General features: G+C 72.8%; 21 protein-coding genes. 14 read left to right on the forward strand and 7 right to left on the reverse strand.

Going from position 1 to position 25079, the window contains the following annotated elements; genetic code table 11:
- Positions 1–34: 34 nt before the first annotated feature.
- On the reverse strand, positions 35–1399 hold the full coding sequence (locus tag ACFV3I_RS05770) for a polysaccharide biosynthesis tyrosine autokinase (protein WP_378822529.1): 1365 nt from the start codon (positions 1397–1399) through the stop codon (positions 35–37).
- 71 nt (positions 1400–1470) lie between these two features.
- Between ACFV3I_RS05770 and ACFV3I_RS05775 the strand changes: the two genes are divergently transcribed.
- The 9 genes from ACFV3I_RS05775 to wecB all read left to right on the forward strand — a co-directional run bounded on the left by ACFV3I_RS05775 (position 1471) and on the right by wecB (position 11491).
- On the forward strand, positions 1471–2637 hold the full coding sequence (locus tag ACFV3I_RS05775) for a hypothetical protein (RefSeq protein ID WP_378822530.1): 1167 nt from the start codon (positions 1471–1473) through the stop codon (positions 2635–2637).
- 88 nt (positions 2638–2725) lie between these two features.
- On the forward strand, positions 2726–4600 hold the full coding sequence (locus ACFV3I_RS05780) for a nucleoside-diphosphate sugar epimerase/dehydratase (protein ID WP_206251697.1): 1875 nt from the start codon (positions 2726–2728) through the stop codon (positions 4598–4600).
- On the forward strand, positions 4597–5727 hold the full coding sequence (locus tag ACFV3I_RS05785; protein WP_205814426.1) for a DegT/DnrJ/EryC1/StrS aminotransferase family protein: 1131 nt from the start codon (positions 4597–4599) through the stop codon (positions 5725–5727). The genes ACFV3I_RS05780 and ACFV3I_RS05785 overlap by 4 nt, the downstream gene beginning before the upstream one ends.
- Positions 5724–6344, forward strand: coding sequence for a sugar transferase (locus ACFV3I_RS05790; protein ID WP_378822531.1), 621 nt, complete (start codon positions 5724–5726; stop codon positions 6342–6344). The genes ACFV3I_RS05785 and ACFV3I_RS05790 overlap by 4 nt, the downstream gene beginning before the upstream one ends.
- Entirely contained in the window at positions 6337–7002 is a 666-nt protein-coding gene (locus ACFV3I_RS05795; RefSeq protein ID WP_378803430.1) for a NeuD/PglB/VioB family sugar acetyltransferase, read from the forward strand. The genes ACFV3I_RS05790 and ACFV3I_RS05795 overlap by 8 nt, the downstream gene beginning before the upstream one ends.
- Positions 6999–8219, forward strand: coding sequence for a glycosyltransferase family 4 protein (locus tag ACFV3I_RS05800; protein ID WP_378822532.1), 1221 nt, complete (start codon positions 6999–7001; stop codon positions 8217–8219). The genes ACFV3I_RS05795 and ACFV3I_RS05800 overlap by 4 nt, the downstream gene beginning before the upstream one ends.
- Positions 8216–9268 carry an SDR family NAD(P)-dependent oxidoreductase gene (locus ACFV3I_RS05805; protein WP_136028753.1) on the forward strand — a complete coding sequence of 351 codons (1053 nt, stop codon included), beginning with the start codon at positions 8216–8218 and terminating at the stop codon, positions 9266–9268. The genes ACFV3I_RS05800 and ACFV3I_RS05805 overlap by 4 nt, the downstream gene beginning before the upstream one ends.
- The gene (locus tag ACFV3I_RS05810) at positions 9265–10359 is read left to right on the forward strand and encodes an NAD-dependent epimerase/dehydratase family protein (RefSeq protein WP_378803433.1); all 1095 of its coding nucleotides are present in this window, start codon (positions 9265–9267) and stop codon (positions 10357–10359) included. The genes ACFV3I_RS05805 and ACFV3I_RS05810 overlap by 4 nt, the downstream gene beginning before the upstream one ends.
- A gap of 1 nt (position 10360) precedes the next feature.
- Positions 10361–11491, forward strand: a complete 1131-nt coding sequence (gene wecB, locus ACFV3I_RS05815; protein ID WP_136028751.1) for a non-hydrolyzing UDP-N-acetylglucosamine 2-epimerase — start codon at positions 10361–10363, stop codon at positions 11489–11491.
- Positions 11492–11502: 11 nt separating this feature from the next.
- Here the strand turns inward: wecB and ACFV3I_RS05820 are convergent, their stop codons facing one another.
- The 4 genes from ACFV3I_RS05820 to gmd are packed head-to-tail and all read right to left on the reverse strand — an operon-like array spanning position 11503 to position 16042.
- Positions 11503–12726 carry a hypothetical protein gene (locus ACFV3I_RS05820; RefSeq protein WP_378822533.1) on the reverse strand — a complete coding sequence of 408 codons (1224 nt, stop codon included), beginning with the start codon at positions 12724–12726 and terminating at the stop codon, positions 11503–11505.
- 6 nt (positions 12727–12732) lie between these two features.
- Entirely contained in the window at positions 12733–13848 is a 1116-nt protein-coding gene (locus ACFV3I_RS05825) for a DegT/DnrJ/EryC1/StrS family aminotransferase (protein WP_378822534.1), read from the reverse strand.
- Positions 13845–15029: a glycosyltransferase gene (locus tag ACFV3I_RS05830; RefSeq protein ID WP_378822535.1), complete on the reverse strand. Its 1185-nt coding sequence runs from the start codon at positions 15027–15029 to the stop codon at positions 13845–13847. Before ACFV3I_RS05830 ends, ACFV3I_RS05825 begins: the two co-directional genes overlap by 4 nt.
- 2 nt (positions 15030–15031) lie before the next feature.
- On the reverse strand, positions 15032–16042 hold the full coding sequence (gene gmd / locus ACFV3I_RS05835) for a GDP-mannose 4,6-dehydratase (RefSeq protein ID WP_136028747.1): 1011 nt from the start codon (positions 16040–16042) through the stop codon (positions 15032–15034).
- Between the two features lie 174 nt (positions 16043–16216).
- Here gmd and ACFV3I_RS05840 point away from each other — a divergent pair, with 174 nt between their 5' ends.
- Both ACFV3I_RS05840 and ACFV3I_RS05845 read left to right on the forward strand, forming a co-directional pair.
- On the forward strand, positions 16217–17545 hold the full coding sequence (locus ACFV3I_RS05840; RefSeq protein WP_378822536.1) for a hypothetical protein: 1329 nt from the start codon (positions 16217–16219) through the stop codon (positions 17543–17545).
- On the forward strand, positions 17542–18693 hold the full coding sequence (locus tag ACFV3I_RS05845) for a glycosyltransferase family 4 protein (RefSeq protein ID WP_136028745.1): 1152 nt from the start codon (positions 17542–17544) through the stop codon (positions 18691–18693). The genes ACFV3I_RS05840 and ACFV3I_RS05845 overlap by 4 nt, the downstream gene beginning before the upstream one ends.
- Positions 18694–18715: 22 nt before the next feature.
- Here ACFV3I_RS05845 and ACFV3I_RS05850 read toward each other — a convergent pair whose 3' ends face one another.
- Positions 18716–19996: a nucleotide sugar dehydrogenase gene (locus ACFV3I_RS05850; protein ID WP_136028744.1), complete on the reverse strand. Its 1281-nt coding sequence runs from the start codon at positions 19994–19996 to the stop codon at positions 18716–18718.
- A 152-nt stretch (positions 19997–20148) separates the two neighbouring features.
- Between ACFV3I_RS05850 and ACFV3I_RS05855 the strand changes: the two genes are divergently transcribed.
- The 3 genes from ACFV3I_RS05855 (at position 20149) to ACFV3I_RS05865 (ending at position 24362) form a co-directional block, all read left to right on the forward strand.
- Entirely contained in the window at positions 20149–21465 is a 1317-nt protein-coding gene (locus tag ACFV3I_RS05855; protein ID WP_378822537.1) for a PqqD family peptide modification chaperone, read from the forward strand.
- Positions 21466–21514: 49 nt separating this feature from the next.
- Complete coding sequence (locus ACFV3I_RS05860) at positions 21515–22444, forward strand: nucleotidyltransferase family protein (protein ID WP_378822538.1); 930 nt, start codon at positions 21515–21517, stop codon at positions 22442–22444.
- Between the two features lie 61 nt (positions 22445–22505).
- Complete coding sequence (locus tag ACFV3I_RS05865; RefSeq protein WP_136028741.1) at positions 22506–24362, forward strand: DUF4012 domain-containing protein; 1857 nt, start codon at positions 22506–22508, stop codon at positions 24360–24362.
- Between the two features lie 15 nt (positions 24363–24377).
- Here ACFV3I_RS05865 and lepB read toward each other — a convergent pair whose 3' ends face one another.
- On the reverse strand, positions 24378–25055 hold the full coding sequence (gene lepB / locus ACFV3I_RS05870) for a signal peptidase I (protein ID WP_378822540.1): 678 nt from the start codon (positions 25053–25055) through the stop codon (positions 24378–24380).
- Positions 25056–25079: the final 24 nt, after the last annotated feature.

Genomic DNA, 25079 nt, shown 5'->3' on the forward strand with positions numbered 1-25079 from the left:
CTCCCACAGCGCGGGCGCCGTGCCGGACGGAGCGTCAGCGTGGCGCCGCGGCGGCGTACGAGGTCTGGGCGTTGTGCTCCCTGCGACCGAGCGGGGCCTTGGTGAGCACGGTGCCGAGCACCCGGGCGTCGACGGCCTCGATGCTCTTCGCGGCGGCGGCGAGTCGTCCGGCCTGCGTCGCCCCGGCCGCCGCGATCAGGATCGCCCCGGTGGTCACCCGGGCGATCACGGCGGCGTCGGTCACGAGCAGCAGCGGAGGGGCGTCGATCACGACCACGTCGAACGCCTCGCCCGCCGCGTCGACGAGCTGCTGCATGGCGGGGGAGCCGAGCAGCTCCGCGGGGTTCGGCGGCAGGGAGCCGGCGGGCAGCAGGAACAGCGAGCTGCGGCCCCAGCGCTGCACCACGTCGTTCAGGCGCACGCGACCGGCGAGCACGTCGCTCAGTCCGATGCCGCCCTCGATCCCGAAGTAGTCGGCGACGCGCGGCAGCCGCAGGTCGGCGTCGATCAGGGCGACGCGGTGCCCGGCGTCGGCGAACGCGAGCGCAAGGTTGGCGGCGGTGGTCGACTTGCCCTCGCCCGGCCCGGAGCTGGTGACCACGAACACGCCCCTGCCGTCCTCGAACAGGAAGCGCACGTTGGTGCGGAGGCTGCGGTACGCCTCGGCGCGTGCGCTCTGCGGAACTGAGCTGACGGCCAGCGGGCGGTCGGCGGTGTCGGGGTCGAGCGGGATCCGCCCGAGGAGCGGGACGGGGAGGGCCGCCTGCACGTCGGCATCGGTGCGCACCCGCTGATCGAGCAGCGAGCGCAGCAGGGCGACCGCCAGGCCCGCCGCGAGACCGACGAGCCCGCCGACCACGAGCATCAGCTGCGTGTTGGGCGCGACCGGTGTGGTGGGCACCTGGGCGGCCTGCAGCGTCACGATGTGGATGGTGTAGGAGGTCTCCTGCTCCCGCAGTTCGAGCGTGTCGGAGACCACGGCGGAGAAGCTCTCGGCGATGCCGTTCGCGATCCGTGCGGCCTGACCGGGGTTGGTGTCGCTGACCCGGATCGAGAGGATCGCGCTGTTGAGCTGGGCGGAGGCGTCGGCGGCGGCCGCGAGCTCGGCCCGGTCCACGTCGAGGCCGAGGTCGTCGATCACACGGTCGAGCACGATCGAGCTCGTCACGACGTCGCGGTAGGTCTGCACGACCTGGTTGGCGTAGCTCGTGGCGAGCGCGCGCTCGGTGGGGCTCGCGGTCTCGCCCAGCTGCACGGTGACCATGACCTCGGTGGTGGCCTGGTAGCGCTGCGGCGTGAGCATGGCGATCAGGGCGCCGACCGACACTCCGATCACGGCACCGGCCAGGATGATGACGAGCTGGCGGCGCAGGATCCGGAGATAGTCCTGGAACTGCATGGTTCTCCCGTGCTCGGTCGTGCGGATCGGGGGTATCGTCTCCTGAGACTACCCACTCCCCGAAGGGCAGCATGACGGCACTCCGCGATCTCTTCCCCGATGGTCCGCGCTCGGATCACCGCGCGGACGTCGTGCTCGACGACACCCACACCCGGTGGCGTCTGCGCGAGATGATCGGCGAACCGCGCCGCTCCGAGCCCGCACGGGCGCCGCTCGCGGACACCAGGGAGCTCGCGCGTATGGCGGAGGCCGCCGCGCGCACGGCGGTGCCGTTCACGGCGGAGTCGCCCCGATCGGCGCGCGAACCCCGGCGGCAGCGCCGTCGCCCTGATCTGCTGACCACGGCCGCCGCCGCCCTCGCCGTGCTCGCGGTCGCCGCGGCCGCGACCGTCGGCGGGATCCAGGCAGCGACCGCGAGCCCGGCGGCGAGCGCCCTCGAATCCCTCCAGGCGGACGAGGCCTCCATCCAGAACGCGCACCAGGCGTTGACGTCGGCCCGCGACACCCTCGTCGCCGACATCGGGACCCAGACGGCGGAGGCGACCGCGCTGCGCACCGCCATCGTCGACACCGCCACGGTGCCCGATCCCGCGTCGTCGTCGGACGACGACGTCATCGCGATGGCCGATCCGGCCCTGGAGGAGGCGGCCGTCGCGGCCCTCGACGGGTACCTCGCCGCGCTCGCCGCGGTGACCGTGCCCGAGCTGCCCGCCGAGTATCGCCGCGCCGAGATCGACGAGAACTCGCTCGTCGACGTGGGGCAGGCGATCGACGACGCGCAGGGCGACCTCGACGCGCTCGACCAGGCGACCGCGGAGATGCGCACGATCCGCACGGCGTTCGACGCGCTCCGCCCCGCCGCCACCCCGGCCGTGACCGCGTACCTCGCGTCGTCCGTGCCGGCGGCGGCCGAGGCGACGGCGGATCGGCAGCGGGCGGAGGAGTCGTTCCGCACCGCCGTGACCGACGCCGCCGCGCAGGTCGCCGCGTCCGACCCGTGGACGCCCGGCGGGCAGGCCGCGCTCGTGGCGTACCGCGACGCGTTCGCCGCGCTGCTCGACGACCAGTTCCGCGCGGAGGTCGAGCAGGAGCGCGCCGACACGCAGCGCCGTCAGGGCGGGCAGTCCGGCGGGCAGCAGGATCAGCCGTCGGACGGCTCCACTCCGCCGCCGCCGACCGATCCGGGGACGGGCGGAGACACGCCGCCGGGAGACGGTACCGACGACCCCGTCGGCTGAACGACGGCACTAACGCACGGACCTGCTCGTTGCCTGTGAGACCATATCTCCAGGGGAGTGAAGAAAGTCCGGAGGGGGCGACACACTCGTGAGCAAGAAGGACGCGGCGGGCGACGTGTCCACCGGCGAGATCGCGATCCTGTCGGAGGGCTCGGTCACGCAGCGCCGACGACGCCGGTTCGCCGCGATCGTCGACGGTCTGGCGTGGAGCTTCGGCGTCGTCATCGCGATCGCCCTGCGGTTCGAGCTGCAGATGGACGCGGACTCGTGGATCGCCGCCGTCGTGCTGGCGCTCGTGGCCGGAGCCATCCAGATCGTGGTCGGGTACGCTACGGCCCTCTACCGCGGACGCTTCACCTACGGATCCTTCGACGAGGTCAGGACGCTCGCGCTGATCGTCGTGATCGAGGCGCTGCTGCTCTCGGTGGTCCTCATCCCGGTCGGCCCCCTGGTCGGCATCCCGCGCGGCACCCTCATGCTCGCGTTCCCGTTCGTCCTGCTGCTGATGTTCGGGGTGCGCTACGCCGCGCGCCTGGTGATCGAGCGCTCCCGCAAGCCGGGCGCCGACGCCGAACCCGCGCTCATCATCGGTGCCGGCTTCATCGGCGACAAGCTGCTCGCCAACATGACCACCGACCCGAACTCGCCGATCCGCCCCGTCGGGCTGCTCGACGACGACCCCGACAAGCGCAACCTGCGGCTGCGGGGCGTCGCGGTCGTCGGTACCACGCGCGAGCTCGCCGACGCGGCGCAGCGCACCGGCGCCAAGCTCGCCGTGATCGCGATCGCCCGCGCCGACAGCACCCTGCTGCGCACGCTCGCCGACCGGGCCGAGGCGGCCGGCCTGCGCGTGGCCGTCACGCCGACGCTGGAGATGATGACCTCCGGCGAGAAGGCGCTCACCGACGTGCGCGACATCAGCATCGAAGACCTCATCGGCCGGCACCCCGTCGACACCAACGTGGAGCTGATCGCCGGATACATCACCGGACGGCGCGTGCTGGTGACCGGGGCGGGCGGTTCGATCGGCTCCGAGCTGTGCCGCCAGATCGCCAAGTACGGCCCGCGCGAGCTGATCATGGTCGACCGCGACGAGACCGGACTGCAGGTCGCGCAGCTCGGCACCGCGGGGCACGGCCTGCTCGACACGAACGACGTGGTGCTGGCCGACATCCGCGACACCGACACGCTCGACCGCATCTTCCTGGAGCGGGAGCCGGAGGTGGTGTTCCACGCCGCGGCGCTCAAGCACCTGCCGATGCTGGAGCAGTACCCCGACGAGGCGTGGAAGACCAACGTCCTCGGCACGCTGAACGTGATCAACGCGTCCCGCCGGGTCGGCGTCTCGACGTTCATCAACATCTCCACCGACAAGGCCGCCAACCCCACGAGCGTGCTCGGGCACTCCAAGCGCGTGGCCGAGAAGCTCACGGCGTGGGCGGGGGAGGACACCGGCATGCGGTACCTCTCCGTGCGGTTCGGGAACGTGATCGGCAGCCGCGGATCGATGCTGCCCACGTTCCAGCGCCTGATCGCCGAGGGGCGGCCGATCACGGTCACGCACCCGCAGGCCACGCGGTACTTCATGACGATCCCCGAGGCGTGCCAGCTGGTCGTGCAGGCGGGCGGCATCGGCCGGGCGGGCGAGGTGCTGATCCTCGACATGGGGGAGCCGGTGTCGATCCTCGAGGTCGCCAAGCGCATGATCGCGATGTCGGGCAAGAACATCGAGATCGTGTTCACGGGGCTGCGTCCCGGCGAGAAGCTGCACGAGGAGCTGGTGGGTTCGCGCGAGAACCTCGAGCGCCCCTTCCACCCCAAGGTGTCGCACACGCGCGTCGACACCATCACGCCCGAGCGGCTCGACAAGGAAGGGTGGATGCGGCGGATGTTCTCGAGCCCCCGCGTCAACGACACCGTGACGATCGAGCCCGTACGCATCGGAAAGGCACCCCAGGAGTGAGTGAGCGGATCTACATGTCGTCGCCGGACGTCGGCGAGGCGGAGGAGCAGGCCGTCGTCGCGGCCATGCGATCCGGGTGGATCGCTCCGCTCGGCCCCGACGTCGACGCGTTCGAACGGGAGCTCGCCGACCGCGTCGGGGTGGCGCACGGCGTCGCGCTCAGCTCCGGCACGGCCGCCCTGCACCTCGGGCTGCTGGCGATGGGCGTGCAGCCGGGCGATGTCGTGCTCACGTCGTCGATGACGTTCGCCGCGACCGCCAACGCGATCGTCTACACGGGTGCGGAGCCCTACTTCATCGACGCGGATCCGCGCACGGGCAACATGGACGCGGCGCTGCTGCGCGAGGCCCTCGCCGAGCTCCGCGCCGCCGGGGAGCGGGTCGCGGCGATCGTGCCGGTCGACCTGCTGGGCAAGGCCGTGGACTACACCGCGATCCTGGCGGCCGCGGAGGAGTACGGCGTGCCCGTGCTGTCCGACGCCGCCGAGTCGCTGGGCGCGAGCCACGCGGGTCGCGCGACCGGCAGCTTCGGCCGCGCCTCGGTCGTGTCGTTCAACGGCAACAAGATCATGACCACCTCGGGCGGCGGGATGCTGCTGACCGACGACGGCGAGCTCGCCCAGCACGTGCGCTACCTCGCGACGCAGGCCCGGCAGCCGGTGGTGCACTACGAGCACACCGACATCGGCTACAACTACCGCATGAGCAACCTGCTCGCGGCGCTCGGACGCGCCCAGCTCGCCCGGCTCGACGCGATGATCGCGCGCCGCCGGGAGATGCGGGAGCTGTACAAGGAGCTGTTCGCCGACGTGGACGGCGTCGAGGTGTTCGGTGCCGATGGTGACGAGCACGACAACGTGTGGCTCACGTCGATCCTGGTCGACCCCGACGTCACGGGCTGGGAGCCGTCCGAGCTGGCCGCCGCCCTGACCGCCGACAGCATCGAGAGCCGTCCGCTGTGGAAGCCGATGCACGCGCAGCCCGTGTTCGCCGACGCCAGGCGCAAGAGCAGCGGCGCGTCGGAGCGGCTGTTCGCCCGCGGTCTCACGCTGCCCAGCGGCTCGGCGCTCACCGACGCCCAGCGCGAGCGCGTGGTCACGGCCATCCGCGGCTTCCTGGACCGATGAGCGCGCGGTTCCGCCCGTACGACGCGGTCAAGCGCGCGCTCGACGTCGTGGTCTCCGCGGTCGCCCTGGTGCTGCTGTCGCCGGTGATCGTGGCGACGGCCGTGCTCGTGGCGGTGCGACTCGGGCGGCCCGTGGTGTTCGCGCAGCCGCGACCGGGGCGCGACGGCCGCCTCTTCACGCTCTACAAGTTCCGCTCGATGCGCCCGGTCGACCCGGCGCGCGGGTGGGTGACCGACGCCGAGCGCCTCACGCCGTTCGGGGCCCGGCTGCGCTCGACGAGCCTGGACGAGCTGCCCAGCCTGTGGAACGTGCTGCGCGGGGACATGAGCATCGTCGGCCCGCGGCCGCTGCTGGTCGAGTACCTCGACCGGTACACGCCGGAGCAGGCACGGCGGCACGACGTGCGCCCCGGCATCACCGGGCTCGCGCAGGTGACGGGACGCAACGCGGTCACGTGGGAGAGCCGGTTCGCGCAGGATGTGCGGTACGTCGACCGGCGCAGTGTCGGGCTCGACCTGCGGATCGTCGTCGCGACGGTCGGCTCTGTCGTGCGCCGGGACGGCATCTCGGCCGACGGGCACGTGACCATGAGCAGGTTCGGAGAGACGCATGACTGAGCGGATCGTGGTGCTGGGAGCGGGCGGCTTCGGTCGCGAGACGCTCGACGTGCTGGAGGCGATGATCGCGGCCGGCGCGGACCTCGAGCTGGTCGGCGTGGTCGATGCGGGACCGCGGGCCGTGGAGCTGGAGCGCCTCGCCGCGCGCGGGGTGCGCTTCCTCGGCGGGGAGGACGAGTGGCTGCCCGCTGCGGACGGCGACGAGCGGTTCGTGGTCGCGATCGGCGCGCCGGAGATCCGCCGCCGGGTCGCGGAGCGGCTGCGGGCGTCGGGGCTGCGCGCCGCCACGCTGATCCATCCGAGCGCCGTGATCGGCACGCAGGCGCAGGTCGGGGAGGGCGTGGTGATCACGGCCGGCGTGCAGGTGTCGACCAACGTGACCCTCGGCGACCACGTGCACCTCAACCCCGCGTGCATCATCGGACACGACGCGGTGCTCGCCGAGCACGTGTCGGTCAACCCCGGCGCGATCGTGTCGGGCAACGTCACCGTCGAGACCGGCACGCTGCTCGGCGCCGGTTCCGTGGTGCTGCAGGGGCTCACGGTGGGCGCGGGTGCCACGGTCGGCGCCGCGGCCTGCGTCACCAGGGACGTCGCCGCGGGGACCACGGTCGTCGGGGTCCCGGCGCGCGTGCAGGCGAAGGACACCGACGCGTGAGGGTCCTGATCGTCTCGCAGTACTATCCGCCGGAGGCTGTGCCGCTGCCCGCCGACCTCGCGCACGGCCTCGCCGGGCGCGGGCACCGGGTGAAGGTGCTCACGGGATTCCCGAACTACCCCACCGGAACCGTGTTCCCCGGGTACCGCCAGCGGTGGCGCACCATCGAGCGCGACGGAGACGTGCAGGTGTGGCGGGTGCCGCTGTACGCGGACCACTCGCAGAGCGCCGTGCGCCGGCTGCTCAACTACGCGTCGTTCGCGCTCAGCTCGGCGACCGCGCGACGCCTCTCCCGCGGGGCCGACGTCGTGTACGTGTACGCCACGCAGATGACGGCCGGCTTCGGGCCGTGGCTGTGGCGCGTCACCGGCGGCCGCCCCTACGTGCTGCACGTGCAGGACCTGTGGCCCGACTCGATCGTGGGCTCGTCGATGGTGACGGGCGGCACCAAGGCCAGGGTCGTGTCGGGAGCCCTGGGGCCGTGGCTGCGCAGCGCCTACCGCCGGGCGGGTGCCGTGATCGGGATCGCGCCGACCATGGTGAGCACGCTCGTGTCGCGCGGGGCTCCGGCCGCGCGCACGCACCTCGTGTACAACTGGGCCGACGCGGGCGAGCCGGTGACCTCCGCGCTCCCGCCCGCCGACGAGCACCGCGCCGCCGTGGTGTATGCGGGCAACGTGGGCGACATGCAGGACCTCGCGACCGCGGTGCGCGCCGCCCACGCCGCCGCCGACGCCGGGGTCGTCCTGACCATCGTCGGTGACGGCGTTCTCAAGCCCGAGCTGCGGGCGCTCGCGGACGAGCTGGGTGCCGACAACGTGCGCTTCCTCGACCCGGTGCCGCGCGAGCGCATGGCGGAGGTGTACGCGGCCGCCGACTACGCGCTCGTGTCGCTCAAGGACATGCCGGTCTTCCGCGGCACGATCCCGTCCAAGCTGCAGGCCGTGCTGTCGGCCGGGCTCCCGGTCATCACGACCGTGCAGGGCGATGTGCGCGCGCTCGTGGAGGGTGCGGCGGCCGGGCTGACCGCCGAGGCCGAGGACGTAGGCTCGATGGCGGACGCCTTCCGCGCCGCCGCCGCCCTTCCCGCCGAGGAGCGGGCCGCGATGGGCCGCCGCGGCCGCGACCTGTACGACACCAGCTTCTCCCGCGAATCCGGGATATCCACGATCGAACGGCTGCTCACGGCAGCGGCGAAGGGAACGGGCACACGATGAGCGACTCCTACAACGGCGCGCGGGTCCTGGTCACGGGCGGCACCGGCTCGTTCGGGCACACCGTGGCGCGCAAGCTGCTCGAGCGCGACGTCGCCGAGATCCGCATCTTCAGCCGCGACGAGGCCAAGCAGGACCTGATGCGGCACGAGGTGCGCGATTCCCGGCTGCGGTTCTACGTGGGCGACGTGCGCGACTACGACAGCGTGGAGCGGGCGACCCGCGACGTGGACTTCATCTTCCACGCGGCCGCGCTCAAGCAGGTGCCCTCGTGCGAGTTCTTCCCGATGGAGGCCGTGCGCACCAACGTGCACGGCAGCGAGAACGTGGTGCGGGCCGCCGACCGCAACGGCGTCTCCTCGGTCGTGGCGCTCAGCACCGACAAGGCCGTGTACCCGGTGAACGCGATGGGCATGTCGAAGGCGCTGATGGAGAAGGTGGCGCAGTCGCACGGGCTCAACAACCCCAACACCGCCACCACCGTGTCGTGCGTGCGCTACGGCAACGTGATGTACTCGCGCGGCTCCGTGATCCCGCTGTTCATCCGCCAGCTCCAGTCGGGCGGGAACATCACGGTCACGAACCCCGACATGACCCGGTTCATGATGTCGCTCGCGCACTCGGTCGACCTGGTCGAGTTCGCGTTCCGCAACGCGCAGCAGGGCGACCTGTTCGTGCGCAAGGCGAAGGCCACCTCGATCGGGAACCTCGCCCAGGCCGTGCTCAACCTGTTCCGCTCCGACGCGAAGGTCGAGGTGATCGGGACCCGTCATGCGGAGAAGCTGTCGGAGGCGCTCGCCACGCGCGAGGAGCTGTCGCGCGCGCGGGACATGGGCGACTACTTCCGCGTGGTGGCCGACAACCGCGACCTCAACTACAGCGTGTACTTCGAGGAGGGCGACGTCGCCCAGAGCCGCTTCGAGGACTACGACTCGCACACGGTCGAGCAGATGTCGGTGGGCGAGGTCGAGGAGCTGCTGCTGACGCTGCCCGAGGTGCGCGCTGAGCTGCGGGCCGCCGGACTGCCGGAGACCCGCGGGACGCAGGCGTGACCCGGTTCGCGGTCACCGGGGCCGGCGGGTTCCTGGGCTGGCACCTGCGCGGCGCGCTGCTCGAGGCGGGCGTCGAGGTGGCGCCGATCGCCCTCGGTGCGGGCGTCGATGCGGCCGCCGCGATCACGGCGGTCGACGGTGCCGACCGGGTGATCCACATCGCCGGGGTCAACCGGGGCACCGACGAGGAGGTCGGCGACGGCAACCTCGCGTTCGCCGAGCAGGTGGCCTCCGCTCTCCGGGCCGCCGCGAACCCGCCACCCGTGGTCGTGTTCGCGAACTCGATCCAGGCGGGCAACGGCTCGGTGTACGGGGAGGCGAAGGCCCGCGCGGCCGGGGTGCTCTCCGCGGCGGCGGCCGAGATCGGCGCGGAGTTCGTCGACGTGCGGCTGCCCAACCTCTTCGGCGAGCACGGCCGTCCGTTCTACAACGCCGTCACCGCGACGTTCAGCCATCTGGTCGCCGCGGGGGAGAGCCCGGTGGTCGAGCAGGACAGGGAGCTCACGCTGCTGCACGCGCAGGACGCGGCCGACGTGCTGCGCGGTGCGGTGCCGGTGGCGGGGATGGCCGGGCGCGAGCGCCACGAGACCGTGTCCGGGCTGCTCGCGCGGCTGCAGGGATACGCGGAGCTGTACCGCCGCGGCGAGATCCCGAGCGTCGCGGACGACTTCGACCGCGACCTGTTCAACACGTACCGCTCGTACACGTTCCCGGCGCAGTCGCCGATCGACCTCACGCGGCACGCCGACGCCCGCGGCTCGTTCTTCGAGATCATCCGGTCGCACGGGGGGCCCGGACAGTCGTCGTTTTCCACCACCGTGCCCGGCGTGACCCGCGGCGACCACTTCCACCGCCGCAAGATCGAGCGCTTCACGGTGCTGCAGGGGCGGGCCCGCATCTCGCTGCGCCGCCTGTACTCTGAGGAGGTCGTGTCGTTCGAGGTCTCGGGCGAGGCGCCGGGCGCGGTCGACATGCCGACCCTCTGGGCGCACAACATCACCAACATCGGGGACGACGTGCTCTACACCTCGTTCTGGACGAACGACATCTTCGACCCCGCGAACCCCGACACGATTGCCGAGGCAGTGTGACATGGCCGACAAGCTCAAGGTGATGACCGTGGTCGGCACCCGACCCGAGATCATCCGCCTCTCCGCCACGATCAAGATGCTCGACGAGCACACCGACCAGGTGCTCGTGCACACCGGGCAGAACTACGACTACGAGCTCAACGAGGTGTTCTTCGAAGACCTCGGCCTGCGCCGGCCCGACCATTTCCTGGAGGCGGACACGTCGTCGCTCGGGGCGGCGCTCGGCTCCATCCTCGCGAAGACCGAGGAGGTGCTGCGCACCGAGAAGCCCGACGCGTTCGTGGTGCTGGGAGACACCAACAGCTGCATCTCGGCGGTCATCGCCAAGCGGCTGAAGGTCCCGGTGTTCCACATGGAGGCCGGCAACCGCTCCTTCGACGAGAACGTGCCGGAGGAGACCAACCGCCGTCTGGTCGACCACGTCGCCGACTACAACCTCGTCTACACAGAGCACGCGCGGCGCAACCTGCTCGCGGAGGGGCTGCATCCCTCGCGCATCCTGCTGACCGGCTCGCCCATGCGCGAGGTGCTGGCGCAGAACAGGGAGCAGATCGACGCGAGCGACGCCGTGACCCGTGCGGGCCTGGAGCCGGGGGAGTACTTCCTGGTGAGCCTGCACCGCGAGGAGAACGTCGACAACCCGGAGCGCCTGCGCGCCGCCGTCGACGCGCTGCACGCCCTGAGCGCCGAGTACGGGCTGCCCGTGCTGGTGTCGACCCACCCCCGCACGCGCAAGCGCCTGGAGGCCCTGGGCATCGCCGAGAGCGACGACGTGCGCTTCCACCCGCCGTTCGGCTTCCACGACTACGTCAAGCTGCAGCAGGACGCGAAGCTCGTCCTGTCGGACAGCGGCACGATCAGCGAGGAGTCGAGCCTGCTCGGCTTCCCCGCCGTCACGCTGCGCGACTTCATCGAGCGGCCGGAGGCGATCGACACCGGGGCCATCGTCACCGCGGGCATCGAGCCCGAGCGCGTGCTCGCCGCCGTGCGGGTCGTGCTGGACAGGGCGCGCCGCCCGGAGACCCCGGCCGACTACCGGATCGAGGACACGGCGCAGCGCGTGGTGAGCTTCATCCACGGCACGGTGCCCTCGCACCGGCGCCGCCTGGGACTGCTGCCCGCCGACGCCTGAGCCGTGCCGCGCTAGGCGACGGGCGGCGCCTCGGGGCGCGGCCGCCGCGACAGGTGGTAGTAGCTCGCCCACCACACCACGGCGTTGAGCGCGGAGATCGCCGCCATCGACCACGTCGCACCGGGGATGCCCCACACCTGCGCGCACGCGAGCACCACGAACGGCCGGGGGATGCCCACCGCGAGCCGCAGTGCCAGGCTGCGACCCCCGGCGAAGGCCACCCGGTGCCCGGAGTTGGCGACCGCGCCGATCAGGGCGAAGACCGCCTCCAGGCTCAGCGGCAGCAGGGCCAGGCTCGCGAGCTGCCACGTGTCGCCGAGCAGCTGCTCGCCCCACGCGTCCGGCAGGAACTGCAGCGCGACCAGGAACGGCGCGAGCACCGCCACCTGCAGCAGCGCGACCCGCAGCGCCGCGCGGATCTGCCGGCCCTGCACGTCGTCGCGGCGCGACAGGAACGGCAGCAGCAGGGAGCGGACGGTCGTCGCGATCAGGTTCAGCGGGCCGAGCAGCGTGCCCGCACCGCGCACCGCGCCCAGCACCCGTCCGTCGGACACGAGGCCCAGCAGTCCGGTGGTGAACAGCGCGCCGCCCGAGCCGACGGCGTAGTCGAGCGCGAACAGCCCGCTCACCCTGGTGTCGGCGGGGTGCCGCGACCAGCCGGGGAGGACGGGGGTGCGCGCGACCGCCATCAGGACGTAGCCGGCCAGCGCCCCGCTCGCGGCCCACACCACGAACACGACACCGGCGTCGAGATGCCCGGCGATCGACAGCACCGCGGCCGCGATCGTCAGCACCGACCACGCGGTCGTGGCCACCATCGCCCGACCCGCGGCCCCGGCGGCGGAGTCGAACGTGCGCAGGAAGTCGAACACGATGAGGCCGTGGAACGCGACCCCCAGCACCACCAGGAACGTGTTCGCCGTCACGAGGCCCCACACCACCACGACCGCGGCCCCGGCCAGCGCGACGAGCGAGGCCCGCCGGAAGCTGCGGTCGAACGTGTCGCGGTCGGCCGGACGGGACAGGGCCGAGTCGGTGAGCGCGGACCGGATGAGCCCCGACCCGAACAGGTACGCGACCATCGCGAGCGAGAACGCCGCGAACACCGGGACCGACGACGCCCGGGCGACCGTGATCGACAGCGCCAGGCTCGCCAGACTGACCATGCCGTTGCCGCCGACCGCGAAGATCAGGCGGCGGCTGCCGGGCAGGCCGGGGAGCAGGCGTGCGGCCACGGGTGCCTAGCCGTCGGTGCGCAGGGCGGTCAGCGCGTCCTGCAGGGCCGTGCAGACCTCGGCGACGGCCGCATCGTCGAGCCGCGGGAAGGTCGGCAGGCTGATGCCCTCGCGCGAGATCGCCGCCCCGATCGGGGTCTGCGCGCGCTGCGCCTCGGGCACGAACGGCATGTCCTGCACGAGCGGGAAGACCGGTCGCGACTCGATGCCGCGGTCCGCGAGCGCCGCGATCACCGCGTCGCGCTCGGCCGCGGAGCGTCCCACCAGGCGCACGGAGTAGATCCACGGCGTCGGCGAGGCCCCGGGGGCGGTGTCCTGCGCGCGCACGCGGTCGTCGCCGCCCAGCAGGCGCTCGTACTCGGCGACCACGCGGCGGCGCTGCGCGATGAGCTCGGGGGCGCGCTCCAGCTGGGCGGTGAGGATGGCCGCGGCGACGTTGGTCATGCGGTAGTTGTAGCCGACCATGTCGTGGAAGTAGCGCCGCGTCGGGTGGTTGCCCTGGTTGCGCAGCTGGAGGACCGCGGCGTGGAAGTCGGCACGGGGCGTGGTGACCGCACCGCCCTCGCCGCTGGTGATGACCTTGTTGCCGAAGAACGAGAACGTGCTGATGTCGGCCAGGGACCCTGCCGCCCTGCCGCCCCACGTCGCCCCGAGCGATTCGGCCGCGTCGGCGATGAGCACGAGGTCGTGCGCATCGGCGATCCGGCGCAGCGCGTCGTAGTCGGCGGTCTGCCCGTACAGGTCGACCGCCAGGATCGCCCGGGTGCGCGGGGTGATCGCGCGCTCCACGGCCTCCGGGTCGATGCACCAGGTGTCGTCGCGCACGTCGACCACGACCGGCGTGGCCCGCACGTAGTAGACGGCGTTGAGCGTGGCCACGTAGGTGAGCCCGGGGATGACGACCTCGTCGCCCTCGCCGATGCCCGCGGCGAGCAGCGCGAGGTGCAGCGCGGTCGTGCCGTTGTTGCACACGGCCGCGTGCGGGGCGCCGGTGAGCTGCGACAGCAGTTCCTCCGCGCGCTCGACGTACGCGCCGCGGGACGAGATCCAGCCGCTGTCGAACGCGTCGAGCAGGTACCGGCGCTCGAGGTCGCCGAGGTCGGGTTCCGAAACGGGGATCATGCGTGGTCGCCTCTCGTCAGGTGCTGCGGCTTGTCGCCGCGCCCGCCCGCCCAGGCGAACACCTGGTCGTACTCCTGCGCCATCTGCCGCCAGGTGCGCGCGCGCAGCTCCGCGCTGAGCGGACGGAGCCGGTCGACGAACGCCGCGTGGTCCGCGGTCGCCTCCCGGATCGCCACGACCAGCTCGTCCGGGGCATCCGGATCGAACGTGGGGGCGGGAAGGCCGAGCGTCGCGAGCTGGGCGGTGATCGGGGGGATGCGGCTCGCCACGAACGGCAGCCCGCGCACGATCGCCTCGAACACCGGGCCGCTCGCCGCCTCCCACCGCGTGGGCATCACGAGCAGGTCGGCGGCGGCGTACTCCGCCTCCAGGCGCTCGGCGTCGACGAAGCCGAGCCACTCGATGCGGTCGGCGACGCCCAGCTCGGTGGCCAGCGCGCGCAGCTGATCGCCCTGCGTGCCGTCCTCCGCGCCCGTGAACACCGCGACGGCGCCCGGGAGCTGCGGGAGCGCGCGCACCAGCACCTCGTGGTTCTTGTGCGGCGTGACGAAGCCGGGCAGCAGCAGCCGCAGGGCGCCGCCGTCCGGCAGGGCGCGATCGGTCCAGGGTCCGCTGTTGAGCACCGGCAGCGGGATGAGGAAGGTCTTGTCCGCCGCGGCGGGGAACCGCTCGATCAGGCTGCCGTACGGGTGCGCCCAGCTGCAGATCACGGCCGCTGCGCGCTCGACGTTGCGCGCGATGATCTCCTGGTCCATGGGCGAGGCCAGCCCCGGCTCGAACACCCGCAGGTCGTGCACCGTCACCACGGTGCGTGCGCCGCCCAAGGGGACGCGGTGGAACGGCTGCCACACCAGGCCGTCGCCCAGGGCGCTGGAGGTGGAGCGCGCCCGGACGGCACGCACCCGCCCGATCAGCAGCTGCGCGAGCCTCGACGACCGCGGCACCAGGCGTCGCAGCGCCTGCTGCCACCGGCTGGTCGCGCTCAGCGCCACCGTCACCGGGACGATGGCCGAGGTCAGCGAGGGGAGGCGTTCGGCCCAGGCGTCGGCGGCCTCGGCGTTCACCAGACAGCGGAAGCGGACGTCGGCGGCCTCGAGGCCTTCCGCGACCCCCGCCGCCACCACGCCGACGCCGCCCGAGCTCGGGCTGACCGAGGTGAAGTCGAGGGTGAGGTCGGGCACGCTCAGATGTCCACCCGCACGTGCTTGCCGGCCTTCTCGTCGCGCACCTGCTCCAGATCGCCGTCGACCATGCGCTGCACGAGACCGGCGAACGTCGTGGTCGGCTTCCAGCCCAGCTGCCGCTCCGCCTTGGAGTAGTCGCCGATCAGCGCGTCGACCTCGGAGGGGCGCTCGTACCGCGGGTCGGTGCTGACGTAGTCCTCCCAGTTCAGGTTCACGTGCTCGAACGCCGCCTGCACGAACTCGCGCACCGTGTGGGCCTCACCCGTGGCGACCACGTAGTCGTCCGGCGTGTCCTGCTGCAGCATGAGCCACATGGCCTCGACGTACTCGGGCGCGTAGCCCCAGTCGCGGACCGCGTCGAGGTTGCCGAGCACCAGGCGGTCCTGCACGCCCTCGACGATGCGCGCGACCGCCCTGGTGATCTTGCGCGTGACGAAGGTCTCGCCGCGGCGGGGGCTCTCGTGGTTGAACAGGATGCCGTTCGAGGCGTGCAGCCCGTAGGCCTCGCGGTAGTTCACGGTGGCCCAGTAGCTGAACACCTTCGCCACGCCGTACGGGCTGCGCGGGTGGAACGGGGTCTCCTCGTTCTGGGGCGGCGGGGTCGAGCCGAACATCTCCGACGACGACGCCTGGTAGAAGCGCGAGTCGACGCCGCTCGCGCGGATGGCCTCGAGGAGGCGGATGGTGGAGACGCCGGTCACGTCGGCCGTGTACTCGGGGATCTCGAACGACACCGCCACGTGGCTCTGGGCGCCGAGGTTGTAGATCTCGTCGGGCTGCACGTCGCGGATGAGGTTCGTCAGCGAGCCGGAGTCGGACAGATCGGCGTAGTGCAGGATCAGGTCGGACGGCCGGTGGCCCTCGGCCCTGGCCACCTCCTCCAGCCGGGAGGTGTTGAAGGAGGACGAGCGGCGCTTGGTGCCGTGGACCTCGTATCCCTTGCTGAGCAGGAGTTCGACGAGGTAGCTGCCGTCCTGTCCGGTCGTACCTGTAACGAGCGCCTTCTTCATCTCTGCCCTTTGTGCGTGCTAGCTGCGATTTGTCTGCCGGCGGTTCCGGATCGTGACTATCCTAGGGCGTCGGGGGATTCGCCCGTTCTGCCCGCCCCGCGGCCGGACGGTCGTCGGCCTCGCCGGATCCCTCACCCCGGATCCGAACCGCACGAAGGGCGAGCTGGCTTCTCGATGGACACACTCTCCGGTGCACGGGAGGCGCACGCACCCTCGTCCGAGGACGACGACGCGACCGCCCCCGCCGGTCGTCCGCCGCGGTTCCAGCGGCTGTTCCGGTCGTTCCCGATCTCGGTCGCCCTGGCCCTGCCGTACGTCGTGCTGATCCTGCCGCAGGCGGTGTGGAACGACAACGAGCACCTCGGATTCATCGTCGGCGTGTTCGCGATCGCGCTCGCCGCCACGCTGTTCGTCGAGCTGCTGATCGCGATCGCCCGGTCGTCGCGGATCGACCGGCAGCGGGAGCGGGGCGAGCTCCGGCCCGACGCCACCCTCGCGCGCCTCAACGAGTACGGCCCCGCCCTCCGCCGGGTGGCCTTCGTCGTGACCGCGGTCGGGGTGGCGGTCGGTGTGCTGTCCGCCGCGGCCGGCGTGGGGTCCATCCAGTCGCAGATCGGGCTCGTGGCCGTGTCCGCGCCGCTCGCGATGGCCTCGGCGCTCGTCGGCGGGTGGCCCACGGTGGGCGTCGCGCTGCTGATCGCGGCCCGGCTCGCGGGGCAGCTGTCGGTGCGCACCTTCTGGATCTGGATCGGTGTCGTCGTGCTCGGGCAGGGGATCGAGGCGTACCTGACGGCGCTGACCGCCTCGCTCATGGCGTTCGCCACGAGCCTGATGATGATGCTGCTGCTGTTCGGCGTGATCCGCATCCGGTACGCCGTGATCGCCCTGCTGGTGGTGCTCGTCGCGTGGCCCCTCGCGTTCGACATCCGCAACGAGCTGCGCCAGTCGACCGGTGTCGCCGTGAGCACCCAGGTCGGCGCGTTCGACCGCCTGCGGTTCGACGAGCAGATCGCCCGTGCCACCGAGGTGACCGAGGTGCCGCTCGACCTCGGCCAGCCGGGACCCATCGAGATGCTGCGCTACGGCCTGGTGCCGCGCGCGCTCGACCCCGAGCGGCCGCCGATCTCGACCGGCATCAAGATCAACATGTACCTGGGCGGAAGCGCCACCTCCACCTACACGTTCCTCCCCGTCACGACCACCTACGTGCTGGGCGGCCCGGTGTACCTGCTGCTCTGGTACGCGTTCTGGGCGCTGATCGGTGCCGTGATCCTCCGCGGCGGACGCGACCTCAGCGTGCTGCGCATCGTGCTGATGGGGCTGGTCTTCAGCGGTCCGCTCGGGTGGTTCTCGACCTTCCCCGACCGCACGATCGGCGTGCTGCAGTTCTTCGTGTCCTTCCTGCCGGTGATGCTGTTCCTGCTGCTGGAGAAGACGGCGGTCAAGCGCCGCGCGGCCCGGCGCGAGGCGAAGGCGGCCGCGTCCGGCGAGGAGCCGTCGTGACCGCGGCCCGGCGGGTCGCCGTGCTCGCCCCGTACTACCCCCCGGCCTTCCGCGGCGGGGGACCCGTGCGGTCGATCGCCGCCCTGGTCGACAGCGCCCCCGACTCGTTCGCCCCGCTCGTGCTCACCGCCGACCGCGACCTCGGCGAGACCGTCCCGCTGCCGGTGCCCGCCGACCGGTGGACCCGCCGTGACGGCGCCGAGGTGTACTACGCCGCGCTCGGCTCGGTGGGCGGCTTCGTGCGCGGTCTCCGCGCCGTGCGCCGTCGCCGGCCGGAGCTGATCCACCTCAACAGCGTCATGAACCCCCGCCTGTCGATCGCGCCGCTCGTGCTGTGGCGGCTCGGGTTCTGGGGGCGTGCGCGGGTGCTGCTGGCCCCGCGCGGCGAGTTCGGCGACGGCGCGCTCTCCCGGCGCGGCCTCAAGAAGCGCGCCTACCTCGGGCTGTTCCGGCTGCTGGGCCTGCCGCGGCGTGTGGTGTGGCACTCCACGGCGCCGCACGAGACCGCCGACATCCGCCGCCTCTGGGGCGACCGGGTCGTGATCGTCGAGCGGGAGAACGACACCCTGCTGCCCGCGACCGCCACTGCACCGCGGCCGGTCGAGGGTCCGCTGCGCGCGGTGTTCCTCGGTCGCATCGTGGAGCACAAGGGGCTGCACCTCGCCCTGGAGGCCCTGGCATCGGTGACGGCCCCCGTGCACCTCGGCGTGTACGGCTCTCGGGAGGACGCCGCCTACTTCCGTCGCTGCGAGGAGATCGTGCGCGGCCTCCCCGACCACGTCACGGTGACGTTCCACGGCCCGGTGTCGCCCGACGACGTCGTTCCCACGCTCGCGTCGCACGAGCTGCTGGTCATGCCGACGGCCGGCGAGAACTTCGGCCACGTGATCGCGGAGGCCCTGTCGGCGTCGTGCGCGGTCGCCGTCACCCCGCACACGCCGTGGACCGACGTGCTCTCGGAGGGCGGTGGCGTGGTGGTCGAGCGGGCGGTGGCGCCGTGGACGCAGGCTCTGCAGGCGCAGGCGGCGGCGACCCCGCAGGAGCGGCTGGCCTCCCGCCGGGCGGCCGGGGAGACCTATGAGCGGTGGCGCGCACGACCGCGACCGCCGCACGTGTGGACGTCGGCGCTCGCCGCCGAGCTGCCCTGACCTCCGGCCGGCGCCGCGACGGTCAGAGGCGGTGCACGCTCGGGTTGCCGAGACGGTTGCGGGTGTCGAACACCGTCACGTCGCCCGCCTCCGCCTGGCGCTCGAGCAGCTCGAAGTCGAAGCGGTCGTGGTCGGTCACGAGGATCACCAGGTCGGCCTCGGCCACGGTCTCCGCGGTGAGCTCGCGGCGCTCGGCCGTCCGCGGCCACTGCGCCTCCACCACGTGCGGGTCGGCGGCCAGGACGGTCGCGCCGAAGTCGGCCAGCAGCTGGATGATCCGCAGCGCGGGGGACTCGCGGCTGTCGCCCGAGTTCTTCTTGTACGCCACCCCGGCGAGCAGCACCGTCGAGCCGTTCAGCGCCTTGCGGTCGGCGTTGAGCAGCTCGATCACGCGCTGCACCACATACGCCGGCATGTTCTCGTTCACGTCGTTCGCGAGCTCGACGAACCGGAAGCTCTTGCCGAGCGTGCGCCGCACCTGCCAGGACAGGTAGCTGGGGTCGACCGGCAGGCAGTGCCCGCCGACGCCCGGGCCCGGGGTGAACTTCATGAAGCCGAACGGCTTGGTCGCGGCGGCGTCGATCGACTCCCACACGTTCACGTCGAGCTCGTCGGCGAACACCGCGAGCTCGTTGACGAGGGCGATGTTCACGTGGCGGAACGTGTTCTCCAGCAGCTTGGTGAGCTCGGCCTCCTTCGGCGTGGACACCGGGACCGTGCGCTCGACGAGCGAGGAGTAGAACGCGTCGACGTGCGCGAGAGAATCGGCGTCGATGCCCGAGACGACCTTGGGCGTGTTCACGAAGTTCCATCGCGGGTTGCCCGGATCGATGCGCTCCGGGCTGTAGCCCACGAAGAAGTCGGTGCCGGCGGTGAGGCCGGAGCCCTTCTCCAGCAGCGGCACCATGAGCTCTTCCGTGGTGCCGGGGTACGTGGTGGACTCCAGCACCACGGTCGCGCCGGGGGTGACGAACGGGGCGAGCGACGCCGCGGCCGACTCGATGAACGACAGGTCGGGCAGCGTCTCCTTGAGCGGCGTCGGCACGGTGATGACCGCGACCCCGAAGTCGCGCGCGGTGTCGTAGTCGGCGCTGGCGCGGTAGCGGCCGGAGTCGAGCGCGGCACGCACGGTCGCGTCGGAGATGTCCTCCACGAACGACCGGCCGTCGCCGAGCGCGTCGATGCGCACCCGGTCGAGGTCGAGCCCCACCACCGTGTAGCCGACCTCCACGGCGCGCATCGCGAGCGGAAGCCCGACGTACCCCTGTCCGATGACGACGACGGGGCGGGAACGGTCGAGCATGGAGACTCCATTCGGACGGGGCGACGCGAGCACGCCGAGACGAACATAGTCTGTCATGCGGCATTCCGGCCGGTCGCGGACGGTCCCGGACGGTCGGGGACACGGCGTCGCGCGCGTCGCCGGGGCGCGGCTCCTGCGGTTGAATGAACCCGATGGACAGTGCGGGAGAAGGTTCGGCGTCGCCGCGGCGTCGCGTGCTCGACGTCGCCGGTGCGTTCATCGCGGTCGAGGTCGATCGTGGCGACGAGGACCGCGCGGCGTCGCTCCTGCGCGGCTGGGCCGACGCGGTCGCCCCGGAGGGCGCGGCGGTCGATCGCACGCTGTTCCTCGCCGAGCTCACCGGGGCCGATGCCGCCGATCTGCGCGCCGCCATGTTCACTGCGGCACGGCAGGTGCTCGCCGACCGCGACGTCTGGGCCCCCGAGGCGACGCTGCTGGTCGATGACACCGACGGCGGCGACCGCGCCGTGCTGGTCCTCGGCGGTGCCGCGGCGGCGTTCCCGCCCGGAGCGCACCACGGCGGTTTCGTGAGCCGGGGCCGCACGCTCGTGGCGGTCGATCCGCTCGGCACCCTCCGCCCGTGTGCGGCACCCGTCCCGACGGCCGACGGGCCCGTCGCGCCCTCCGCGGCCGATGAGCGGACGGAGGCCCCGGCCCGGCTGCGCCTCGCGGGCGTGCTGCTGCCTTCCACCCTGGCCGACGACGCGGTGCCGCCGGAGGATGCGACGCCGGTCGCGCTCGAACGGGTGCTCCCGGCCCTCGCCGCCGCGGCCCCGCCGTTCCCCGGTGCCCGCGACCCGCTGCGCTCGCTCGCCCGGCTGGTCGCGCACGCGGGGGTCGCCGAGCTGCGTTCACCGCACGACGACGACGCGCACGCCGCCCTCGCCGCACTGGCGCACGGTCCCCGCGGCCTCGGACATCGGTCCCTCCCGGTGGCCGAGCCGCTGACCGCCGCGTCCGGAGAGGCCCGGCTCCACCGCGCGGGCGTGACCGATGCGCTCGTGACCGAGGGCGGGCGCGTGGTCGCCCTCACCGCGCACGACGGCGGCACGGTCGTGGTGCCCGACGGCGGCACGGTCGTGGTGCTCGACGCCGCGGAGTCCGCCGTCTGGACCGGCGACGCGGACGCCGTCGCGAGCGCCGAGGTTCCGGCGGCTGTGGCCCGGCTCCTCGACCGCGGACTGCTGTCGGCCGACCCCGGCTGGCGGATCGCGGACCACGCGACCTGGGCCGACCACGGCGCCTCGACCGTGGCGCTCGACCTGTCGACACCGGCCGCTGCGCCCCTCGCCCTGCGCGACTCCGCCCAGTCGGTGTGGCACGTGCTGGTGCAGCGGCGTGCGGTCCAGCGGACGCGACTGCTGGACGAGCTCGCGGCACAGTACGGGGTGGAGCCCGCGGTGGTCGCGGACGACGTGGATGCGCTGCTGGCATCGCTCGAGCGGGCACGACTGGTCGTGCGACCGTGAGGCGCGCCGCAGGGACGGCCGCGGGGCGCCGCGAGCGGAGGGGAGCGCGATGACGGGGGAGCAGCACGCACCGCCCGCCGCGGCGGCGTCGAGCGCGCTGCCGATCGACGCCGCCGGTCGCCTGGCGCACGCCCTGGTCGCCTACACGGCCGCCGAGGCCGGGGTGCGGGCGCTGTCGCTCAAGGGGCCGTTCGCGGCCGAGTACGGGCTGCGCGACCGCCGCCCCTCCGCCGACGCCGATGTGCTCGTCGACCCCGCGGCGCTGCCCGCGCTGCGCGAGCGCCTGGAGCAGCGCGGCTGGCACACCCGCGCCGGCCGCATGCCGCCCACGTTCATCGACCTGCACTCCGTGACGCTGATCCACGACGACTGGCCGTGCGACATCGACCTGCACCGCTTCTTCCCCGGCTTCCTCGCCGCGCCCGAGGTCGTGTTCGAGCTGCTGTGGCAGGGCAGGGAGGTGCACCGCGCGGGCGGCGCCGCCGTGCTCACCCCGTCCCGCGCCGGCATGGCCGCCGTCGTGGCGCTGCACGCCGCCCGCGACCCGCACGTGTCCAAGAACCGCCGTGACGCGGAGTCGGTGCGCACGGCCGTCGCGACGCGCTTCACGGCTGCGGAGGTGCGCGAGTTCTGCGACATCGTGCGCGGCGGTCGCGCGCAGTGGGTGCTGCGCGAGCTGATCGCGGAGGCGGGGCTGCCGCTCACCGCCGACGACGCCACCGCGGACGAGAAGGCGCTGTGGCTCCGGAACCAGCAGCCGGCGCCGGCGAAGGCCGCATCGCTGTGGATCAGGGAGATCGCCGACGCCCCGCTGCGCCACAAGGTCAGGGTTCTGCTGCACGCGCTGTGGGTGCCCCGCGACGACATCCCCCGCAACGACCCGCACCGTCGGCCGAGCCGCCGCGAGGCCCTGGCCTTCCAGCGGCGGCGATGGGCCAGGGGCTTCCGGTCGCTGCGCGGGTACCTGCGCCGCCGCTGAGCCGCACGCCCGCGGGCGGCCACCGGCGTTCTCCCGGGGAACTGCGCTTGAATAGGACGCGATGTCCTCCTCCGCTCCCACCCGTGCCCAGCTGCGTGCCGACGCGCGTCGCGACGTCCCGCGTCGCGCCCCCTGGCGTCGCATCGTCTGGATCGCCCTCGGCGTCCTCGCCCTCGTGCTCGCGGTCGCCGCCGTGGTCGGGGGGATCGCGGTGTCCAAGGCGCTGACCGTGCGGGACGCCCTCACCCGGGCGATCCCGGTCGCGAGCGGTCTGCCGGCCAAGATCGTCGCCGGAGACACGGAGGGTGCGACCACCGACGCCGCCGCGCTGCAGAAGTCCGCGGCCGCCGCGGTCGCGGAGACCGAGGACGGCGTCTGGACGGCCGCGGAATGGATCCCGTTCCTCGGCCCGAACCTCGCCGCGATCCGCACCGCCGCGGAGGGGGTGGACGATCTCGCCGACTTCGCCGTCGAGGCCGTGCCGACGCTCGACCTCGCCGCGTTCCGCCCGGTCGACGGCGCCGTCGACCTGGCCGCGGTGCACAGCCTCGAGAAGGTCGTGTCGAGCGGCGCGGCGGTGTTCTCGTCGGTGAACCAGCGCATCGACGAGACGGACCGCTCCGTGCTGCTGCCGCAGGTCACCGGGGCGCTGGGCACGCTCGACGACGCGGTCTCGCGCGTGGACGACACGCTGGGCACGCTCGCCCCGATCCTGCGGGTGCTCCCCGCGGCGCTCGGCGAGGGCACCCCGCGCACGTACCTGCTCATGTTCCAGGGCAACTCCGAGCTGCGGGCCTCCGGCGGCAACCCCGCGGCGCTGGCCCTCGTCACCGCGACCGACGGCCGCATCGAGCTCACCACCCAGGCCACGAGCGTGCAGTTCGACAACGCGCGGCCGGAGAGCATCGCCCCGCTCGACCCCGAGACCCAGAACCTCTACTCCGACATCATCGGCCGCTGGATCCCGAACATGACCGCGACGCCGGACTTCCCGACCACGGTCGAGATCATGCGCGCGTGGTGGGCCGACGAGGGGCTCCCGCCGTTCGACGACGTGATCTCGACCGACCCGGTGGCGCTGAGCTACATGCTCAAGGCCACCGGCCCGATCCCGCTCGCGACCGGCGAGACCCTGACGAGCGACAACGCGGTGGCGATGCTGCTGAACGAGGTGTACTTCTCCTACGGCGAGTACGTGCCGGGCAAGGTGCTCGACGCCTCGGCCCAGGACGAGTTCTTCGCGGCGGCTGCTGCGCAGATCTTCTCCGCGCTCACCACCGGCATCCAGAGCCCGCTCGGGTTCCTCGACGCGCTGAGCCAGGCGTCCGACGAGGGCCGCATGAAGCTGTGGTCGTCGAACCCCGACATCGAGGCGATGCTCACCGGGAGCAAGGTCGCAGGCACGCTCCCCGCCTCCAACGCGGACCAGACGGTCGCCGGCGTGTACTTCAATGACACCACCGGCGCGAAGACCGACTACTACGCCGACGCGAGCGTGGTGTCGTCGAGCGACCAGTGCACCGCGACCGGCGCGCCGTCGTTCCGGCAGACCATCACGTTCGCCAACAACATCACGCCGGAGCAGGCCGACGCCCTGCCCTACTTCATCACCGGCCCGCACTTCCAGCCCGGCTACATCGCCACCGACGTGGTCGTCTACGCGCCCGTCGGTGCCACGATCAGCGGCTGGGGCGTGGAGGGCGCCGAGAGCTACACGCTGGTGTCGGAGGGCACCCACCTCGGGCGCACGGCCGTGCGCATCAACGTGGTCACACCGCCGCAGACCGCCGCGGTCATCACGGTCGACATGACGGGGGCGGAGGGAACCACCGGGGCCGACTACGGGCCCTACGACGTGTGGACCACGCCCATGGTGCGACAGACCCCGGTCACGCTCGAGACGCCCGGCTGCGGCTGATCCCGCGGCCGGGGGTCACGGGCCGCCCCACCGGTCGAACGGCCACAGGATCGGCCCCGCCCTGCCCACGACCTCGTCCCGCGTCATCCACCGGGCGCAGTCGCCGGCGTCGGGCCTACCGCGGCACGGGTAGACCGAGTCCGCCGAGTTCGCGCGGTTGTCGCCCAGCACCAGGTACGAGTCCTCCGGCACGGTGACCGCGGGGAAGCAGCGCGTCGAGGCCGGAGTCGTGTCGCAGTCGAGCTCTCCCGCCACGAAGGGCAGGTCGCGCGTGACGTAGGGTTCGTCGAGCGGTTCGCCGTCGACCAGGACCGCGCCCTCGGCGTCGCAGCACTCGACGGTCTGCCCCGGCCCCGCGATCACCCGCTTCACCAGCACGTACGGCCGGATCCCGGTCGCCTCGCCCGCCGCGTCGAGGGCGTCGCGCAGCGGGTTGCCGGTCGGCGCGGGGCGCTCCCACCCGCCGCCGGGACGGAACACCACGATGTCGCCCTGCTGCGGGTCCGCGGCGACGTACGCGAGGCGGTTCACGATGAGCCGGTCGCCGGGCTCGAGCGTCGGCGCCATCGAGTTCGACGACGGCTGCCCCACGAACGCGACGATCAGCAGCGCGAGCACCAGGGCGAGCGCGACGTGCACCCACACGCTCCCGCGCCGCCGGCGTCGCGGGCGGGACGGCTCGGTCGTCGTCATGGTCTCTCCGGTCGCGCGGTCGGT

Origin of the sequence: Microbacterium sp. NPDC059771 (genome assembly GCF_042732495.1) — a bacterium.
Lineage (GTDB): Bacteria > Actinomycetota > Actinomycetes > Actinomycetales > Microbacteriaceae > Microbacterium > Microbacterium sufflavum.

Excerpts from the sequence above, each read along its gene's own strand:
- ACFV3I_RS05770 (WP_378822529.1), bottom strand. The coding sequence starts at position 1,399 with ATGCAGTTCCAGGACTATCTCCGGATCCTGCGCCGCCAGCTCGTCATC.
- ACFV3I_RS05775 (WP_378822530.1), top strand. The coding sequence starts at position 1,471 with ATGACGGCACTCCGCGATCTCTTCCCCGATGGTCCGCGCTCGGATCAC.
- ACFV3I_RS05790 (WP_378822531.1), top strand. The coding sequence starts at position 5,724 with ATGAGCGCGCGGTTCCGCCCGTACGACGCGGTCAAGCGCGCGCTCGAC.
- ACFV3I_RS05795 (WP_378803430.1), top strand. The coding sequence starts at position 6,337 with ATGACTGAGCGGATCGTGGTGCTGGGAGCGGGCGGCTTCGGTCGCGAG.
- ACFV3I_RS05805 (WP_136028753.1), top strand. The coding sequence starts at position 8,216 with ATGAGCGACTCCTACAACGGCGCGCGGGTCCTGGTCACGGGCGGCACC.
- wecB (WP_136028751.1), top strand. The coding sequence starts at position 10,361 with ATGGCCGACAAGCTCAAGGTGATGACCGTGGTCGGCACCCGACCCGAG.
- ACFV3I_RS05825 (WP_378822534.1), bottom strand. The coding sequence starts at position 13,848 with ATGATCCCCGTTTCGGAACCCGACCTCGGCGACCTCGAGCGCCGGTAC.
- gmd (WP_136028747.1), bottom strand. The coding sequence starts at position 16,042 with ATGAAGAAGGCGCTCGTTACAGGTACGACCGGACAGGACGGCAGCTAC.
- ACFV3I_RS05840 (WP_378822536.1), top strand. The coding sequence starts at position 16,217 with ATGGACACACTCTCCGGTGCACGGGAGGCGCACGCACCCTCGTCCGAG.
- ACFV3I_RS05850 (WP_136028744.1), bottom strand. The coding sequence starts at position 19,996 with ATGCTCGACCGTTCCCGCCCCGTCGTCGTCATCGGACAGGGGTACGTC.
- ACFV3I_RS05855 (WP_378822537.1), top strand. The coding sequence starts at position 20,149 with ATGGACAGTGCGGGAGAAGGTTCGGCGTCGCCGCGGCGTCGCGTGCTC.
- ACFV3I_RS05860 (WP_378822538.1), top strand. The coding sequence starts at position 21,515 with ATGACGGGGGAGCAGCACGCACCGCCCGCCGCGGCGGCGTCGAGCGCG.
- ACFV3I_RS05865 (WP_136028741.1), top strand. The coding sequence starts at position 22,506 with ATGTCCTCCTCCGCTCCCACCCGTGCCCAGCTGCGTGCCGACGCGCGT.
- lepB (WP_378822540.1), bottom strand. The coding sequence starts at position 25,055 with ATGACGACGACCGAGCCGTCCCGCCCGCGACGCCGGCGGCGCGGGAGC.